This window comes from Hyphococcus sp. D3-15 (genome assembly GCF_055809375.1).
This window is the reverse complement of record NZ_CM147910.1, coordinates 2,780,466-2,797,631: the sequence shown is the minus strand read 5'-3', so window position 1 is coordinate 2,797,631 and position 17,166 is coordinate 2,780,466. Positions and strand designations below refer to the sequence as shown.

The 17,166-nt window shown below is 59.9% G+C and carries 11 protein-coding genes; 4 read left to right on the top strand and 7 right to left on the bottom strand.

The window, feature by feature from the left end:
- Positions 1-135: 135 nt before the first annotated feature.
- From AC0L8G_RS13895 to AC0L8G_RS13865, 7 genes are all read right to left on the bottom strand, one after another.
- Positions 136-2,013, bottom strand: a complete 1,878-nt coding sequence (locus AC0L8G_RS13895; protein ID WP_473384778.1) for a hypothetical protein — start codon at positions 2,011-2,013, stop codon at positions 136-138.
- A complete protein-coding gene (locus tag AC0L8G_RS13890) occupies positions 2,014-4,008 on the bottom strand; it encodes a heme-binding protein (protein WP_473384777.1) in 1,995 nt (664 codons plus the stop codon).
- 169 nt (positions 4,009-4,177) lie between these two features.
- Positions 4,178-5,500 (bottom strand): NADP-specific glutamate dehydrogenase, encoded by a 1,323-nt coding sequence (gene gdhA / locus AC0L8G_RS13885; protein ID WP_473388870.1) that lies wholly within the window; start codon positions 5,498-5,500, stop codon positions 4,178-4,180.
- A gap of 277 nt (positions 5,501-5,777) precedes the next feature.
- Positions 5,778-7,103 carry a multiheme c-type cytochrome gene (locus AC0L8G_RS13880; protein WP_473384776.1) on the bottom strand — a complete coding sequence of 442 codons (1,326 nt, stop codon included), beginning with the start codon at positions 7,101-7,103 and terminating at the stop codon, positions 5,778-5,780.
- Positions 7,100-8,944 (bottom strand): cytochrome c3 family protein, encoded by a 1,845-nt coding sequence (locus AC0L8G_RS13875; protein WP_473384775.1) that lies wholly within the window; start codon positions 8,942-8,944, stop codon positions 7,100-7,102. Before AC0L8G_RS13875 ends, AC0L8G_RS13880 begins: the two co-directional genes overlap by 4 nt.
- 7 nt (positions 8,945-8,951) lie before the next feature.
- Entirely contained in the window at positions 8,952-9,824 is an 873-nt protein-coding gene (locus AC0L8G_RS13870; protein ID WP_473384774.1) for a hypothetical protein, read from the bottom strand.
- Between the two features lie 3 nt (positions 9,825-9,827).
- Entirely contained in the window at positions 9,828-12,290 is a 2,463-nt protein-coding gene (locus AC0L8G_RS13865; protein WP_473384773.1) for a cyclic nucleotide-binding domain-containing protein, read from the bottom strand.
- 437 nt (positions 12,291-12,727) lie between these two features.
- Here AC0L8G_RS13865 and AC0L8G_RS13860 point away from each other — a divergent pair, with 437 nt between their 5' ends.
- From AC0L8G_RS13860 to AC0L8G_RS13845, 4 genes are all read left to right on the top strand, one after another.
- Positions 12,728-13,120 carry a DUF3307 domain-containing protein gene (locus AC0L8G_RS13860; RefSeq protein WP_473384772.1) on the top strand — a complete coding sequence of 131 codons (393 nt, stop codon included), beginning with the start codon at positions 12,728-12,730 and terminating at the stop codon, positions 13,118-13,120.
- Positions 13,121-13,334: 214 nt separating this feature from the next.
- The gene (locus AC0L8G_RS13855) at positions 13,335-14,726 is read left to right on the top strand and encodes a DUF2860 family protein (protein ID WP_473384771.1); all 1,392 of its coding nucleotides are present in this window, start codon (positions 13,335-13,337) and stop codon (positions 14,724-14,726) included.
- A 9-nt stretch (positions 14,727-14,735) separates the two neighbouring features.
- Positions 14,736-15,407 carry a FecR domain-containing protein gene (locus tag AC0L8G_RS13850; RefSeq protein WP_473384770.1) on the top strand — a complete coding sequence of 224 codons (672 nt, stop codon included), beginning with the start codon at positions 14,736-14,738 and terminating at the stop codon, positions 15,405-15,407.
- Positions 15,361-17,166 carry a hypothetical protein gene (locus AC0L8G_RS13845; RefSeq protein ID WP_473384769.1) on the top strand — a complete coding sequence of 602 codons (1,806 nt, stop codon included), beginning with the start codon at positions 15,361-15,363 and terminating at the stop codon, positions 17,164-17,166. Before AC0L8G_RS13850 ends, AC0L8G_RS13845 begins: the two co-directional genes overlap by 47 nt.

Below are 17,166 nucleotides of genomic sequence, written 5' to 3'. Positions count from 1 at the left end.
AGGTGTCCGGACGTATCGCGTAAGCGATGCGGACGGGCGGAGGGGGTTAGGTTGGTTATACCCCCATCCCCCGCTTCGCGGGTACTTCCCCGCAAGCGGGGGAAGAGGAAGAGGAAATGTCCCGCAACCAAGCCATCAGTATGTCAGCACCGCATTGAAGAGGACCGAATAATAAAGGTCGCGGTCTTCGTTGTTGTCATAGAGTCCGCGAAAGCCGTCGCCGGGCTCGAGCGCCGCGCCGGAAAGCCGGAAGACGACATTCTGGATGAAGTTCGGGCGGTAAATAATTGCGGTCGAGTAATCCCAGCCGATCGATTTGCCGATATCGCCTTGCACCCGCAGCGCTTCGATGGATTCGGTTTTGTGGAACCACAAGCGGTTCAGGTTCACCGAGATGCGCAATTCCGGCAACACGTCAAAATCCGCGCCCGCCCCGGCGAGAATGATGCCGGGATTGGTGAAGTTGGATTGGCCTTGCTCTTTTGACGAGCGCAAATCCGGCAAGACGCCATTGCGCCCATTCAGGCCGATGACCCGCCCGCCGCCGATGAAGGGCACGCCCTGGCGCACCCAATAAGAAGTGTCGGCGCCGGCGAATTGCGGGTTTTCAAAGATCGCGTCGAAGCCGGTTTCCTTATTGTCGTAAGGATCGCCATCGCCGCTGGCGATCAGGCCGGAAAGCCGGAACCGCGCCCAGTCGCGATCATAGGAAGGTTCAATCGCTGCAAAGTAAGAACGGATTTTCGCCTTTTCGTCGGTGAAGATCGAATTGCGGTCTTCGCCGAGCGCGTAATAGGCGGATGCGGTCAGGTTGATGCGGCCAATACGGCCATCGGCGTTATAGCCGAGATAGACCACATCATAATCGCGGCCGCGCAAATTACCCAGTAGCGCCGGGCGCACGGGAAAGCCGTTTTTATCGATCTCAACTTCGTCGCCTTCGCGGTTCATATTGTACACCGCCGTCACCTGACTGGTCAGGCCGGGAAAGGGCAGGTCCTGGCGGTAGAGATTGGCGAGAAACACGAAGTCCTGTCGCGGCGCGCGCGTCACATCGTTAAGGCCGGAATTGGTGTCCTTCTCGATGCGCATGAAGGCGGCGAGATTGTATTGGAAGCGGTTATTGTCGCGATTGCCGAAGAAACGAATGCCGAGCTGGTTGTCCTGAAACAGGAAGCCGCGAAAGTCCGATGAAAAAGGTTGAATGCCGACACGCACGGAATCGAAATCATACCGGTCCGAGACATTGCGAATGTGATAGTCAACAAAAGCTTCCTGAAGGCCGATGAAACCGTCCTTGCGGTCGAGTTTTTCTGACGGCTCCACATAGAGGATGCGCTTTTCCTCGACGCGGGCGTAGTTGAAGTTGAAGACCGGCGTCAGGCGGAATTCCAGATCCTGCGGCTTGTATGCGGTTGATCCCTGGATCAGCGAGAAGCTGGCGATGAGGTTCTGGTTGAAGGCGAAGCTGTCGCTGTCGCCGAACACGTCAATATCGCCGGGGTCGGTTGTGGTCTGCACGCCGACCGGGATCGGAAATGATCGCGGTTCGATCACCGTGTCTGAAACAATGGCGGCGACGAAAAACCAGTCATCGCCGAAGATCGGCCGGTCGCCCTTGAGCGTGTTCTGATTATAGGGGTCCCATAGCCGCGTTTTAACGAGGCCGAGACTCTCCGCGAGGCGCCAGCGATCCGGCACAGCCGGGCCGCATTCGGTGAATTCGCGGCCCTCATCGCGGCAGTCCGGATAGTCGCCGAGCCGGGGCGGCGCGACCGCGCCGGGGTTCAGCGGCTCATCCTGCGCGAACAGGGGTGTGCTGATGAAAAGAGCAGCCACAAGAATTGCGAGTTTTTTGAAGAACCCCTCACCCAAATTTGTGTGGCAAATTTGACCTCTCCCAAGGGAGAGGTACGCATGCGGCATGCGCTGCGCCTCTACCTCTCCCTTGGGAGAGGTCGAAATCATTATATGATTTCGGGTGAGGGGGAAAATGCTGCGCCAAGAGATCATCTACTTCCCCTGACAGACATTTTGTTCATTCGACCCGACAAATGGATTGAACGGACAGTTGATATAGCGAAGCCGCACCGGCGCGCCATTGACGGAGATAACGATCTGGTCGGCGCGGATGGCTTCGGGCGCATTGTTGAGCGCGCCGTTCAAGCGTTCGCCCGCGCGATGCACGCCAAGGAAAGAGATCATGTCATCCTGGTCGATGCCGTCGCCGGAAACGCCGATGCCGCCAATCAATGTCGAGCCGCGATAGATCGGCACGGAGCCCGGAAAGATCTGAATGCCGTTTTGCAACCGGTTCTGCACGCCGCCAAGGGACGCAATATCGGGCAGGGCGGTGCAGCCATTCGCCGTGTCGGGCCCGAGCCCCAACACATGAACCACATGCTCAAGAATGTTATCGACGATCAGCGATGACTGAAGCCCCGTCGCAAAGGGACTCCATTCGGCGATCGAAAGCGAGAGCGGTCCCTGCGCCGTACCGACTTCGCCATCGGGGAAATAGGGGCGTGAAAGATTGCCGCCGGACCGGTCAGCAAAAGCATGTGTTCCTGTCAGCGCCGTCGGGTCGGGGATGAAATCGCGCACATCCTGAACGTAGCTTGCGACCGGTTTGGTGCTGTTGAACCCGGCGACAGATGGCCCCGTCGCGCCGGTGAGATCACCGGCGGCATAAGCGCCGGAAAAGAACGCAGCGGTGCGCGCTTTTTGCAGGCTGACATCCGTGCCGAAGATCGGCGCATCAGGTCCGCGAATAATGCCGAGGATTTGCCCGTTGGTGTCGACCACGGAAATTGAAACCTGCGCGCGTTCATTTAAAGGCTGGCGGATTTGCGCGCGCGCGGCGGTCATGACGCCATAGGCTTCTTCGAGCAACGCGGTGACTTCCGCAGCAGTGAGGGGCGAGGCGACGCTGGCGCTGTCTGTGCCGCCGCTCGCCGGGAAGCGGTTCACCCCGGCGCCGTCGCTCAACACATAGATATCACCATTTGAATATTCTGCGCCGGTCGCCGGGCGAATGCCTGAGCCTTCCGCGCCATAGGCGGTTCCCGCATAGACGCCGCCGCCGGTCGCGCCATCGAAGTAAGCCGTGACGTCTTGAAGGTCGCCCGCGACGCCGCCGGTTATGCTCGCAAAGGCGGGTGCGGATGCGGGCGTGCTGACCAGATCGTCGCCGTCATTATCGGTGAAGCGCAGCGCCGTGCCGTCAACGAAGATGCGGTTGGCGCGAATGTCGGCCGGTGCTTCAAATCCGGAGGACGCAGCCCAGGCGATGGCTTCTTCATCGCTGGCTTCGACATCGAGAATGTTCGGATCAAACCCGTAATCATCGTCAGTGATGATCCCGACGCCGCCAACCACGACGCCATCCTTATACAGAGGAAGCCCGCCGGGATCGGCCGCTAGGCCCAGCGGCGCGCGTTGCGGGCCAATGCCCGGCCCGCCCATGGCGAAACGCGATACGAAATCGGAGCAGGGGAGCTGTGAAAACTGCACGCCAAATAGGGGCCCGCTCTCCAGCCCGACCGTTGTCGGCGCCGGCGGGAAATGCTCCTGCACGATCTGGCTGGCGGTGCGCGTTGAGAATGCATTGCCGCCGGAGGAAAGATAGGCGCCGGTTACGGCTTTTGAAATTGCGGCGAGCGTTGCGGGAACTTCAACCCCTTGCAGGCTGGTGTCGGGCGTTCCTGCGGGACCTTCGCGCACAGTTGTTGTCGTGCGGGCGCCATTCATGACGAAGACGGCGAGTACATTGCCGACGCGATCGACAACCGCAATGGTGGCGGGCGCCGTCCGCGCGGTTGCTTCGCCGACCGCTTGCGCGATGATGGTTTCCACGTCGCTCGCGCTCAGGCTGCGAATGACCGGCTTGAACAATGGAGAAGACGCTGGGGGCGGCGGAGGCGGCGTTCCGGGCGCGGGCAGGGCGGTCTCATCCGCGCCGCCGCCGCAAGCCGCCAGCGCCAAGGCTGACACAGCGGCGAATAACATTTTCCCCCCACCCAAAACGGCGAGGCCGTTTTGACCTCCCCTCAAGGGGGAGGTGAGGTTGCTGCATGCACGTCGCCCAACCTCCCCCTTGAGGGGAGGTCGAAAGCGCGTGAGCGCTTTCGGGAGGGGGTGAAACTTATTTGGCGCGTCGAAGTTCATTCTAACTGCTCTAGATATACCCATAGCCGAGCATGGCGTCGGCGACGCGCGCGAAGCTCGAAATATTCGCGCCCGCCTGATAGTCGACGATTCCATTTCGGACCGGCGCATATTCAACGCATTGGTCGTGAATGGACCGCATGATGCGCTCAAGTTCCTGCTCCACCTGATCGCGGGTCCAGATCAGGCGCTGCGCATTTTGCGCCTGTTCAAGACCGGAACACCCAACGCCGCCGGCATTCGCCGCCTTGGCGGGGCCGAAGATGACGTTGGCGTCTTTCAGAACATGAATCGCTTGCGCGGTAAGCGGCATGTTCGCGCCTTCCGCGAGGCATTCGATGCCGTTCTTTACCATCACATGGGCCATGGCTTCATCGACTTCGTTCTGCGTCGCGCAAGGCAAGCCGACCTGACAGGGCACGGACCATGGCGATTTGCCGGCGTGATACGCAACGCCTTTGGCTTCCTGCGCCAGCACGGCGAGCGACTCGCGGCGGTTTTCTTTTACGTCCTGCAGGATCGCAAAGCTCTCCGGCGTGAAACCATTCGGCACATGAGCGAAGCCGCGGCTGTCGGATACGGTGACGACTTTCGCACCCATGCGCATGGCGCGCTGCACTGCATAGATTGCGACATTGCCGGAACCGGAAACGGCGACGGTTTTGCCCTTCATCGACTTCCCGTGCTTTTTCAGCATTTCTTCGGTGAAGACCACAACGCCGAAGCCGGTGGCTTCCTTGCGGATTTCGCTGCCGCCAAAGGACAGGCCTTTTCCGGTCAGGACGCCGCCAGTGTAATGGTTGGCGAGCTGTTTGTATTTGCCGAAAAGATAGCCGATCTCGCGCGCGCCGACGCCGATATCGCCGGCGGGCACGTCGACGCTCTCACCGATATGCCGGAAGAGTTCGCTCATCATCGCGTGACAGAAACGCATGATCTCGCGGTCGGAACGGCCTTTCGGATTGAAGTTCGATCCGCCCTTGCCGCCACCCATGGGCAGGCGCGTAAGCGTGTTCTTGAAAGTCTGCTCAAAGCCGAGAAACTTCAGGATCGAGACATTGACGCTGGGGTCGAAGCGAAGCCCGCCCTTATAGGGGCCCATGGAAGAGTTGAACTGCACCCGGTGGCCCTTATTGGCGTGGGGCACGCCCTGATCATCTTCCCAGACAATGCGGAAGGAAATGATCCGATCCGGCTCGGTCATGCGTTCGAGAATGCGCGCATCGCGATATTTCGGATGGTCGAGATAATACGGCATGACCGTTTCGACGAATTCGAACACCGCCTGATGGAATTCCGGCTCATGCGGATTGCGCCGCATCAGCCCGTCCATGAAGTCGTCGATGTCGCGCACGACGCTAGCCGCGCCGGCGCCGGCGACGGCGAAACGCTGCACCGGTTCGCTGGTCGCGCGGCGCAATTGCAGACTCATATCCTGCTGCGCCTTTACGATTGGCGCTGGCGCAGTCTGCGGTGCTTCACTCGCCGCATCGAAGGACTGCTTGTCTTTTTTCCGCCAGAACATCGTATCTTCTCCCCAAATCCCCGTCACCAATGCGGTCATCTTACGCCCGCATGCCGCGTTTTCCTATTTGTCCAAGGCGCTGCGACTAGCGCGCCATGGCGCCGATATCTGCGAGCGCGGCTTTGAACGCGCTCTGGTTGTATGCATAAGGGCTTTGCGCCTCGCGGCTGGCCTTTTCGATCGCTGTGCGCATCGCCGCATTGTCCTGGTTCATCGCCGCTGTCAGCCGCTGCACCGCAAACAAGGCCTGCTCTGCGGCGGCGTAATTTGTGTAGCGCTCGGCGAATTTCCCATCCGTCACTTCGATCAGCATGGCGCGCGCGGTCGCCGGGTTTGAAAGGTCCGCGCTGAGAATGCGCGCAGCCGCTTCGCCCGCGGTTTCCTGAAGCGTTTGCACGGCGTTTCGGAAATGCCCGCCGGAATGTTGTGACGCGGCGTGCAAGACGCGGCCCTCGCTGTCGAGGCGTTCGGCGAGCGCCGGGTCGATGACGCGCATCGCCGCCTGCAGCATGATCAGATTGGCGTCGTTCAAAATCGGCGCGCCGGGGCCGAGCGCCCGGCCGGGATTGGGCCGCCAGCTTAGCTGTCCGTCGCCTTCGGAAATCGGCTGGTGACAGGCGTGACAATCAAAGAACACAAGTTCCGGGAAGGCGCCTGCACTGCCGGTATTGTTGTCGAGCAGGAGATCAAGGGTGCGTTCAAGGCTCATGGCTTGTCCGACGGCCCAGACCTGCGCGCCAGGCGCGACTGTTTTGCGTGCGCGATAATCATCATCGACAACATGGTGCTGTTGAATGGTGGTGTAGAGATCGAGTTCGAATTTAAGACGCGGATGGCCGGCGCCCATGATGCGGTGATTGACGAACTGGTTTTCGTAGCTCGATCCGAGATGACAGCCCATGCACAACCGCGCGCGCGAGGCCGGGTCCTCGGTCGGATAAAGGCCGGCTTCGATATTGGCGTCATGGCCGGCGCCGATGCGGTGAAAGGCGAGCCATTTCTGCGCGCCGCCGTGACAGGCTTCGCAGCCGACGCCGTCTGAGATCTGGAAGCGGGCGGTCTTGTCCGCAGCGTTGTCTGCGTGACAGGCAAGGCATTCATCGGCTTTTTCCGCTGGGCCAACACCGAGATTGGCGGCGATGCGTTTGCCATGGGGCGTCAGCAGCACTTCATAGGCGCGCGAATGAGCGCCTTTTTCGCCGCGCGAAGCCCATTGGAAATATTCATTCTGGCCGACAACAGGCCCCGCGCCGACGCCGGTCACCTGATCTCCATGGCAGCCGGCGGTCGCGCAGCTGGCTACGCCCATATGGGTTAGCCCGTCATAAAGCGGCACGGGATGCGGCTGCGCATTTGCGGGCTGCGCCACGCACGCAAATAAAACCGCTAACGCTATGAAAACTCTGCTCATTGACGCCCCCCGCTCATCGCTGACCGCAACTCCCCAGTTCTGAGCAATGCAGGCTGCATCAGCGGCGTTTCCTCGCCCTCATCATGATAGGCGTGGCAGGTTAAGCAATCAGAAGCGATTGCGGTCCGTCCTTCGCTATCGTCATGGCAAGCCCGGCAGACAGTAATGGACGGCATCAGCACATCATCGGCGGAGGAAGATGTCTCGGCCCGGTGGCAAGTCTCGCATTTGACATTGCCGGTGGCGTGATCGGCGTGATTGAACCGCGCCATGGGCAGATATTGCGTCGTCAGGCGCACCGGAGTCAGCTCCGGCAGACCTTCGCGCGTCGCCGGGTCTGCATTGTCGTGGCATTTTCGGCAGACGCCTTCTTCGGAAAAAATGCGCCCGATCATCGCGTCGGTGTTTTCGCGCGCTTCGGCGAAAGCTTGCACGCGCAGTCTTTCGCGGCGGGCGCGCGCTTCGGCGCTAAGCTGGCGTTCGAGAATGCCCGATGATTGCTCGCCAAGCAGCAGGTTTGTCGCCTGAGCGAGATAGAAGTCTTCAAGCACGCCGCGCACTTCTTTCGGTTCGCCATGGGGCAGGGATCGCACCTGCGTTTCCGTGGCGGAAAAGGCGAGCGAGTGACAGTCGCTGCAATGGGTTTCCATCTCGATCGGTTTGATCAGCGCGCCGGCTGCATCGGCTTCGTGGCAGTCGGCGCAATCGAGCTTTTCACCATAGCGCGCGCGCAGATTGGCCGGCAGGGTTTCGAGCTTGCGGATCACTTCCTCATCTTTGAGATGCAGGTCATGAGGGAAGGTGAGGCCGTTATTTTCTTTCGGATGCTTCACCAATGTACTGCGCGTCATCGCCGAGGGATCCGCATGCGGGTCCTTTTGCGGATCGAGAATGATGGCGGGAGAGAATTCCGGATGGCGGCGGGCGAAGTCGGAGACATTCACCAGCGTCGTTTCGGTAAAGCGCTGATCGAGTTCCTTGTGGCAATCGACGCAGAGCTGTGAGTCCGATGGGGTCACGCCGGTTGGGCCGTTATGTTCAAAATGACAGGAGCCGCAGCGCCCTTCGGGTATGGAAAGACCATTGCGCAGCGCCGCCGTCACGATCCCCGCGCCTTTATGGTCCGGCAGCGCCGCCATCATGGAATGGGGATCGGCGTGATGGCGCATCTCTTCATGGCAGGTCAGGCAGGCGCTGTCGGTCACCCGCTCAAACGGTTTGACGTGACAGGAGCGGCAGTCTTCGGTGAGATTGGCATGCGATGACGCCATGGAGCCGGCGAGCCAGTTCTGGTTTGTCGCTTTGGCGAGTTGCGCGGCGACGCCGGGCGTTTCCGTTTGCTTTGCGCGAAAATGCAGGAAGACCGGGGTCGCGAGAAACAGCGCGATGATCACGGTCAGCAGCGCCCAGGCGGTTGCGCGCTTGTCCGGCGCATAGCCCTGCATGGAAAAGACTTGAAATTCGTCGCGCTTGTCGCGGATTTGCGTCGGCTCTTCCACCAATTCGATGGTGACAAGCATCTCGCCTTTATTGTCCGCCGGGCTGATTTGGATTTTGTAGGGGCCGATGCGAATGATCGATCCGTCTTTCAGGCCGATTTCACGGCGGCGCACCTGCGCGCCATCCACCCGCACCCGGTGATCGCCATTGGCGTCGATGCGCGCCTTGCTTGAAGAAAGCTGCGTCAACCTGGCGTGATACAGGCCGACCCGCAAATCGCCGAGAAACACATCGCAATCGGTGGCGCGCCCGAGCGACACCTCGCTCTTTTCATAGAGGGTCGGGCGGACCGTGATGCGGCCGCCGGGTCGTTTCTTGATGAACTCGATGCGAATGCTCATTCCCGCCTCACCAATAGAAAAAGACGGAAAGGATATGCGCGCTGAGCGCTGCTAGCAGCGCAATCGACAACGGCACATGGATGTAAAGCCAGAGCTGCAACAATGTCTTGTTGCGGATATGGCGGCGCGTGCGCAGCAGCAGCGCGGATTTTCTTTCAAGGATCGCGGTCACGGCCTCGAGCGGGCGGCGCATGTCAGCTTCCGCGCTCGCCGCCGCCTTGCGCAAACGCTTCGCCGCGCGGGTGGTGGCGCATTGGCGCTGGGCGTTGGCGATGGACTGGAACAGGCCGGGTTTCAGACGCGTCTTGCGGATCGCCCGCTTGACCTCCTCCACATATTTCTGATCGAGCGGTTGCGCCGCTTCGCGCAATTCGCGATTGAGCGCGCGGATCGCATCCAGCATGTCCTTTTGCGTTCGATGCGCGCGGTTGTCGCTCATTTTGCGCGGCACGGTGGCGTAATAATAGATGCCGACAAAGCCGGAGAGAATAACGATCACCATCAACCCATAGGCGAGGGTGTGGATGTTCAATCCAAACTGAAAACCGGTGTGCAGTGTTGCGAGCACGAGCAGCGATGAGCCGAGATAGACATGCGCGGATGTCCACGCCTTGAGCGACCAGTGACCGGAGGTCATGGCGCGCTTTCTGATGCCGAGCATCATCAGCCAGACAATGAGCAGCGCTGAAATCGTGCCGAGCGTGTAGCCGTACCAGGTGCCGCCATTGGGCCGGAGGCGCACATCGGCGATGGCGTAGACGATAATGGCGATCACGCTGACCAGCGCGGCGAGTTTCAAATAGCGATAGCGCTTGTGGCTTAAAAACCCCTCATGGGAGATCGGCAGGCCGCTGGCGCCAAGATGTTCGTTGCCGGCCATGATCTATCCTTTCCCGTCAGTGGCGAGGGAAAGATATTCATCGGGCGAAATGCGCTGCGCCGCGCCGGTGGGGCAAGCGCGCACGCAAGCCGGGCCGCCTTTAAGCCCCGAACACATGTCGCATTTAACCGCGAGCTTCGGCGGGGCTTCGCCTTTCTTGCGCTTCTTCGCAATCCAGTCCTTGTCCGGCTCGCCGGGCCCCGGTCCGCGGCCGAAAAACATCCAGGAGAACAAACCCGGTTTTTCCGGCGGCACAGACGCCATCTGAATGACGCCGTAGGGGCAATAGCGCTGACAATTGCCGCAGCCGATGCATTTTTCATCGATGAAGACTTCGCCATCCGGGCCGCGATGGATCGCGTCGGGCGGGCAGTCAGTCATGCAATGGGGATGCTCGCAATGGCGGCATGAGGTGGGCACATGGATATAGGCGTAGGAATTGCCGGCCTCGCGGTCGAGCCGGGAAATCCCTTCGTGAATATCGGCGCAGGCCTTTTCGCAATTGTCGCAGCCGACACACAAGGTTTCATCAATGACCAGCGCATCGGTCGCTTCGGACAGGCCTTCTTCTTCCAGCAGGAAACGCGCAATCGACGTGTGCATGTCGACAACGGAAGAAAAGCTTTCGCGCTTTGCCTCCACATAGTCATTGAGCTTGCGGCGCGACGCGACCAGCGCATCGACAGAGCGATAGAGGTCGGGGTTTTCGCCCAGCAAGCGCTCAAAGATTTCACCGGGCAGGCGCACCACCTCGGACTTGATCGCGGCGCGAACGGTTGCGGTGCGCAAGCCGTCATAGAACAGCGCCATCTCGCCCACATAATTGCCGGCCAGCACATAGGAAAGAAACACATCCTTGCCGCCAATGCGCTTTTCAACCACGGCGCTGCCGGAGCGGATGATGAAAATGTCGGTATTGCGCTGGCCTTCTTCGATCAGCGCGTCGCCAGCCTTGAGCGGGAGAATTTCCGCCGCGTCGAGAATTTCGTTGATTGCAGCTTTAGGCAGAAGCTGACCGAAAATCTGTCCGACCTGGCGCTCCGTCGAGATGCGGTCCATGCGCCGTTTCACGCCGGGCACGGATGCCATCAGTTTCAGCGTTGCATTGCGCGGAATCTCCAGCAGCATCGCGGGTTCGTCAGCGCGCACAGTGGCGGTGCGGCGGCGGCCCGAGATCAAGCCGAGCTCGCCGAAAATATTGCCCTTTTTGATCGGCACGGTGATTTTCGGATTGGCAGGGTCAACCTCGACCGCAACAGATCCGTCGATGATTGCAAAGATTGATGAGCCGGTATCGTTGCGATTGACGATCACTTCGCCGCGCTTTTTGAAATGGATATTCGACGACAGCAGGAATTCGCGCATTTGCAGCGCCGAGACATCCTGCAAGACATCCACTGTCGAGCGTATATGTTCGAGCCATTGATCGACGCTGCGCTTCACCGGCGCGTCGGCGAAAAGCTTTTCAAGCAGCGGCGTATCAGGCGGCTGCAGGTCTTTATTGCCGGCGATGAACTCGACCACGTCATGGCCCTGATTCATGCAATGCTTGATCAGCGGGAAGCCGGCGAGGGCCCCGATGACGTAAAGCCCCGGCACGGTGGTTTCATATTGCGGCGTCAGGACCGGAAAGGCTTCGCGGTCGGGGCCGGTGAATTGCACGCCCGCGGCTTCCACGAATTTGCGCGGCGGCGCGGCGCCGAGCCGCGCGATGATGCGATCACAGGCGAGACGCGCTTCGCCATCCTTGGTGTCGACGACCGCCATCCACGGGTTTTCACCGGAGCCGCCCGGTTCAAGCCTGATCAGCGAAGACTCGGTGATGAAATCGAGGCGGCCTTCATCGCGCGCCTTATAAAGTGTCTGGACATTCGCTTCCTTGGCGCGGGGAAATCCGTCAGAGCGCTGAAGCAGTGTAACGACGTTTCCCTGATCCGGATTGGCGACGCCCAGGGCGTTTTCAATCGCTGCGTCGCCGCCGCCAATGACGATGATGTTCTCATCATAATATTCTTTGGGATCGTCGAGCTGATACTGGACGAAGGGCTGGTCTGTGCCGGGGTTTCTCAGCTTGTTCGGATTGCCCTGCACGCCGACGGCGAGAACGATGAAGTCGGCGTTGACGGTTTCGCCGTCGGCGAGGCTGATTACAAAAGCGCCCTTCGACCCGGTGATCGCCGTGACTTCGGAATTTCGCCTGACATTGACCTTCAGGCTCTCGGCGTCTTCATCCCAGCGGTCGATAATGCTCTCGCGCGAACCCGCCTTGAACTCCACATCGGAGCGCAAGGGCAACTGGTCCGGCGTCGCCATGATGTATTTGCCGCGCTGATATTTGTAGATCGTGTCGGAAAGATGCGAGGCCTTTTCGAGCAGGACGTGAGAGACCCCGCGCGCCGCAGCACGGCCCGCAGCGCTCAGCCCGGCAGGGCCGGAGCCTACAATCGCGATCTTTACTCGCTCCAATTGTTAATCCCCGCTCACCCTCTCGCTAATTCATAACCAAAATCGCCGCGGCGATCCACCTTTTCATCCTGCGCAGAACCTTGTTTTGCGCCGCAAGCGGACGAATGCACTGCCGCAAGCGGACGATTGCAAAAACGGTGCAAATGGCTGTAGGGCGCGGTCCGGCGGCGCGCGGCTTTGGTGCGGCGCCGCATGGATAGCGCAAGAATTGTCGTTAACCGCAGCTTGCCTAAATACCGGAACTATGCGTACCTTTTCGCCCGCGGCGGCGGTTTTTCCACGATTTGCGCATTGGGTGTGCGCAGTGGACCAAGCGCGGCCGTATATCGGGGGCAAGGCGCGGGGCGAAGTCGCGCTGACTAAAAAACGAGTGCGATCCGCGCCATAGCTTCGCTGCGCTGCTTCAGGCTGCGCCCATCGCGGGGGAAACTATGATCATGAGCATGAGCGACATCCAGTTCGTTTTTGCAATGCTGGTTGTCTTTCAGTTCAAGCATTTTTTGGGCGATTACCTGCTTCAAACCGGCTGGATGGTGCGCGGCAAAGCCAAGTCTGGCCCCGGATTTATCTGGCCGCTCTCCGTGCATGTGGGCGTTCATGCGTTGACGACGCTGGCGATCGTTCTCGTCGTCAATCCGGGCCTGTGGTTCCTGGCGCTGTTCGATTTCGCGGTGCATTTCATGATGGACCGGATCAAATCAAGTCCGCGCATGCTGGGCCGCTTTACGAATATGAATAAACAATCCTTCTGGATTCCCTTTGGGATCGACCAGATGGTGCATCATCTCACCCATTATTTTATTATCTGGCAGTTGTTCATGAACCGCTGATTTCGGCGTTGCGACGGAAATTTTACAATAAATTCAGCGGGCGGACGGGTCAGAAAACGGTTGCGGCGCGATCAGCCGAAGCGCATAGTTACCGCAAGAACGGCGAGCAGCGTCCGACCGGGAGATTGGGCGCATTGCTTGCATGGTGGGGACATTGCCTTCAGTTATCATGCGCTGCAACATGCGCGTCTTCTGGGCTAATGGGGGACTTTTTATGACGTCTTGGTCGGCAATTCGCGCATCCGGTTCGCTGGCTGCGGCTGCGCTGTGCATGGTCGGGTCATCGCTGGCGCAGGAGCCCGAAGAGGGCGCGCGCGAAGCTGTTGAACAGGAGTTGCTGCAATCTCAGCGTGTGCAGCAGCAAGAAGACACGGCGCGCGCGATCTCTATTCCTTTCGAACAGATTCTGGCGGCGCCGGACAATATCCAGCTCAACATCGCCTATGCGCGCCAGCAGATCGCTGCGGGCGATTTGAAGGAAGGCGGCGCGACGCTCGAGCGGATCTTGTTGATGGATCCGAAGCTGCATGATGTGCGCGTTTTGTACGGATTGGTGCTCTACCGCCTCGGACTGTATGACCGCGCGCGCTATGAGCTGGAACTGGCGCTGGAGAGCGGGGAATTGCCTTCCGCGCTGGCGGCCGAAGCTGAGGCCTATCTGGGCCGGATTAAATATGAGCAGCGCCCGACGCGCGGCTCGCTGACGGTCACTGCGGGGATCGACTATGACAGCAACCGCGGTCAGGCGCCGTCGAGCGGTCAGTTGTTGTTTCTCGACCTGCCGCTGATGTCGAATCCGCGCGACGCCGACACCGGTTATGTGTTTTCCGCGCAAGGGCGCATTCAGCACGACCTTGGTTCGCAGGAAGGTCACATGCTGCACGCCGAGGCGAATTATTATCGCTCCGACAAAGTTGAATTCGATGAACTCGATTTAGACGCGACGACGCTCGCGGTCGGCGGCACCTATTATTCCGGCGACTGGTCCTTCACGCCGACATTGCGCGGCGGGTTTTACTGGCTTGGCGGTGAGGATTATCTCGCGACCTGGGGCGGTGAAATAGAAGCGGCCTATCGCTGGAATCCGAAAGTCACGTCTTACGGTTCGGTGCGCGTAGAAGATGAAGATTTCCGCGCAACCTCTAATTTCCTTTCCGCGCCATTGCGGTCTGGCATGCGTGTCGGCGGTCGCCTAGGCACGAAATGGAGGTTTACGCCGACCCAGGCGATTCAAGTCGAAGCGCGTTATGCGAACAAGGATGGCGCGGTCGATTTTGAGTCCTATGACCGTTACGGCGTCAATGTTCAGCATAGCTGGCTGCTCGGGCGCGGCGCCTATTCGCTGATCGGCGCCTGGGCTGAAAAATCGGAATATGACGGCAATGACCCGTTCATCAGCGCGACCGTGCGCGATGAGTGGCTCTATCGCGGCCGGGTGACGGTGGGCGCGCCGATCTCGTTCTTTATCCCGCGCGCGCCGGAGGCGGTGAAAGATCTCAACATCATCGCGCAATATGAATATGAATCCGTCGACTCCAACATTTTGAACTTTGACTACAAGGCGCATAAGGGCGCGCTGTTGTTGTCCAAACGCATTGCGTTTTAGGGGGCGATCATGAGCAAACGCATCACAATGTCCGCACTGAAAACCGCCGCCTCCGTCGCTATCCTGGCGCTGGCGCCGCTCGCCGCAGAAGCTGCGGAATGTTTCGACCGCGACACCAATGATCCGAAAGCCGGCAACGCCACTGCCGTGGTCGGTCCGGCCGTCGATGTTCAACGACTGACGCGCGAGACCGCATTCCGGCCGCGCAACGGCGCGGAGATGTTTACCGGCGACCGCGTGCGCACCGGCGACGAATCGCATTTGCAGCTCAAGCTTTGCGACTGGAGCACATACACCTTCTCGCCGAACAGCGAATCCGCGATCAACGAGTTTTTCGATAGTCAGGGCGCTGGGCGCCGCCGTCTTGTGAATTTTTTCCGCGGCGGCATGCGGTTTTCATCGGGGCGCGACACCGAGCCGGGATCGACCGAAGTCGAAATTCAGGAAACCGGCGTCACCATGGGCGTGCGCGGCACCAATGTGCTGATTGTCGAGATTGACGGCGAAACCTATGCGCTGCTCGAAGGGCCGGTTCGCGACAATAGCGGCCTGTCGCCGAAAGGCCTCGTGGAATTCTGGAATGATGCAAATCGCGATGCGATTCTCGCGGTGCTGAAGCGTCCGGGATCTCGCCGTGAAGATTGGTCCGAACGGTGTCTCCGAGCCATTCCGCGCGGATGATGAATTGCTTCGCAAGATTTATCAGGCGTTTGTGCCGGTGATCCCCGAGGGCGACGGATCGGCGCTCGAATATGCGGGCGATCCGCTGAACCAGTCCGGTCAGGGCGCGCAGGAAGGCGATGGCTCGCAGCAATTCGCCGCGAATAAACACGAACAGGATGACAGCGACACCGAGTACAAGCCGGAACAGCCCGGTGAGGATGATGATGGCGATGACATCGATCCGCCGCCACCACCACCGCCGCCCGTTGTCATTCCGGTTGGCGACATCCTGCCGCTCGATGTGCTTGACGATTTCGCCGCGGCGCAAGCCAACAATCCAGACGGCGTGCTGTTCGCACTCGCCCCGGCGCAAGTGGTGATCGATAATGGCGGCGCGCAGACGACGGAAAATGGCGTCGTCCTGTTCCAGATTCATGTAGACTGGGCGTCGCGCACTGTTGCGCCCGAAGCGCTGGCGAGTTTCGTCAGATTTGATTTCACCGTCACCGACCCGAACGATCTTTCTCAGCGGAATTTTTCCGGTCCGTTTTTTGGCGGCGTAATTGACGACAACTATTTTGAGGCGCTGCTTGCTAGCGCTGGGTTGCCTTTCGCCAGCGGTGAAAACGATCTCGCTGTCTATCTGGCGCCGACCTACACGCTGACCATTCGTCAGGGTGCAGGCGACACGGTGACCGCCGACGTCAATGTTGATTACAGCGATGTCGATACCGGCCAGAATGTGTCCTACGCCTTCACCGGCGGCGCGGACGATCTGGTGTTTGCGCAAGGCGAGGGGGAACTCGCCTATTTCACCCGCCAGCTCGGATTCACGCTGACCGTGGCCGAACTTAGCGGCCTGAGCTCCAGCGGCACCACCTTGATGAGCGGGTCATCCACAAATGTGCTTTCGACATTGGGGACGCCGACCGAACTCACGGGCACGACCTTTGCGCAACTCGAAGTCAATTTCGACACGCGTACCGTGGGCGGCGGCTCGTCCTTCATTGCGGTCGCAGCTGCGGCGGACGCCGCCATTGGCGGTCAGGACACCGTGCAATATGTCGCGCTTGACCAGGGGGCGTCGTTTGACAGCGGCCTGTTCGGGCTCGCCTTTTACACGCTTGCCTCGATGAGTTCAGATCCCAACGCGCTGAAAGGCCAGGCGCTCATCGACACCGGCGATGGCCTGGATGCAAATCTGGCGACAATCATCGCGGACGGCTCGGGAAATCATCTTTACACCGATAATAATATTTTCCAGTTCTCCAATTATAATCCGCTGTCGACGATTGCGGATATCGACGCTGCGGCGGGCGCGCTTGGCGCCGGCACTTTTCACTTTGATGCGACGGTCGGCGGGCGCGGTTTCCCCGGCTATGCGCAGATCACCCGTGCTGATCAGGCGTTTTTCTCTGGCGACGCTCAGGCTTCGATCGACATTAATTTCGCCAATCGCATGATCGGCGGCGGCAACTCCTACGTTTCCGTCAACATTGATGACTCCTTTTCCAGCTACACTTTCTCTTTCACGGAATTGTTGAGCGCTGTCAGCTTCGATGAAGCTGCTGGCGGCGTCGGCGTCTTTGGGTTCGGCGCGGATGATTTTAGCGGCACGAATATGCAAAACGCGTTGTTCCTGCTCCGTGACGGCGATTCTGGAGATCCGGCGGAAGTGGCGGACATGTTCTTTAACTTCACCGATGGCGCAGGCGGCGAGGGCGAGGGCCGTATTGACTTTATGGACCGGCAGACCGGCGCCACGCCAGACCTGTAA

Excerpts from the sequence above, each read along its gene's own strand:
- AC0L8G_RS13855 (WP_473384771.1), top strand. The coding sequence starts at position 13,335 with ATGACGTCTTGGTCGGCAATTCGCGCATCCGGTTCGCTGGCTGCGGCT.
- AC0L8G_RS13875 (WP_473384775.1), bottom strand. The coding sequence starts at position 8,944 with ATGAGCATTCGCATCGAGTTCATCAAGAAACGACCCGGCGGCCGCATC.
- AC0L8G_RS13860 (WP_473384772.1), top strand. The coding sequence starts at position 12,728 with ATGAGCATGAGCGACATCCAGTTCGTTTTTGCAATGCTGGTTGTCTTT.
- AC0L8G_RS13850 (WP_473384770.1), top strand. The coding sequence starts at position 14,736 with ATGAGCAAACGCATCACAATGTCCGCACTGAAAACCGCCGCCTCCGTC.
- AC0L8G_RS13890 (WP_473384777.1), bottom strand. The coding sequence starts at position 4,008 with ATGTTATTCGCCGCTGTGTCAGCCTTGGCGCTGGCGGCTTGCGGCGGC.
- gdhA (WP_473388870.1), bottom strand. The coding sequence starts at position 5,500 with ATGGACGGGCTGATGCGGCGCAATCCGCATGAGCCGGAATTCCATCAG.
- AC0L8G_RS13870 (WP_473384774.1), bottom strand. The coding sequence starts at position 9,824 with ATGGCCGGCAACGAACATCTTGGCGCCAGCGGCCTGCCGATCTCCCAT.
- AC0L8G_RS13895 (WP_473384778.1), bottom strand. The coding sequence starts at position 2,013 with ATGATCTCTTGGCGCAGCATTTTCCCCCTCACCCGAAATCATATAATG.
- AC0L8G_RS13880 (WP_473384776.1), bottom strand. The coding sequence starts at position 7,103 with ATGAGCAGAGTTTTCATAGCGTTAGCGGTTTTATTTGCGTGCGTGGCG.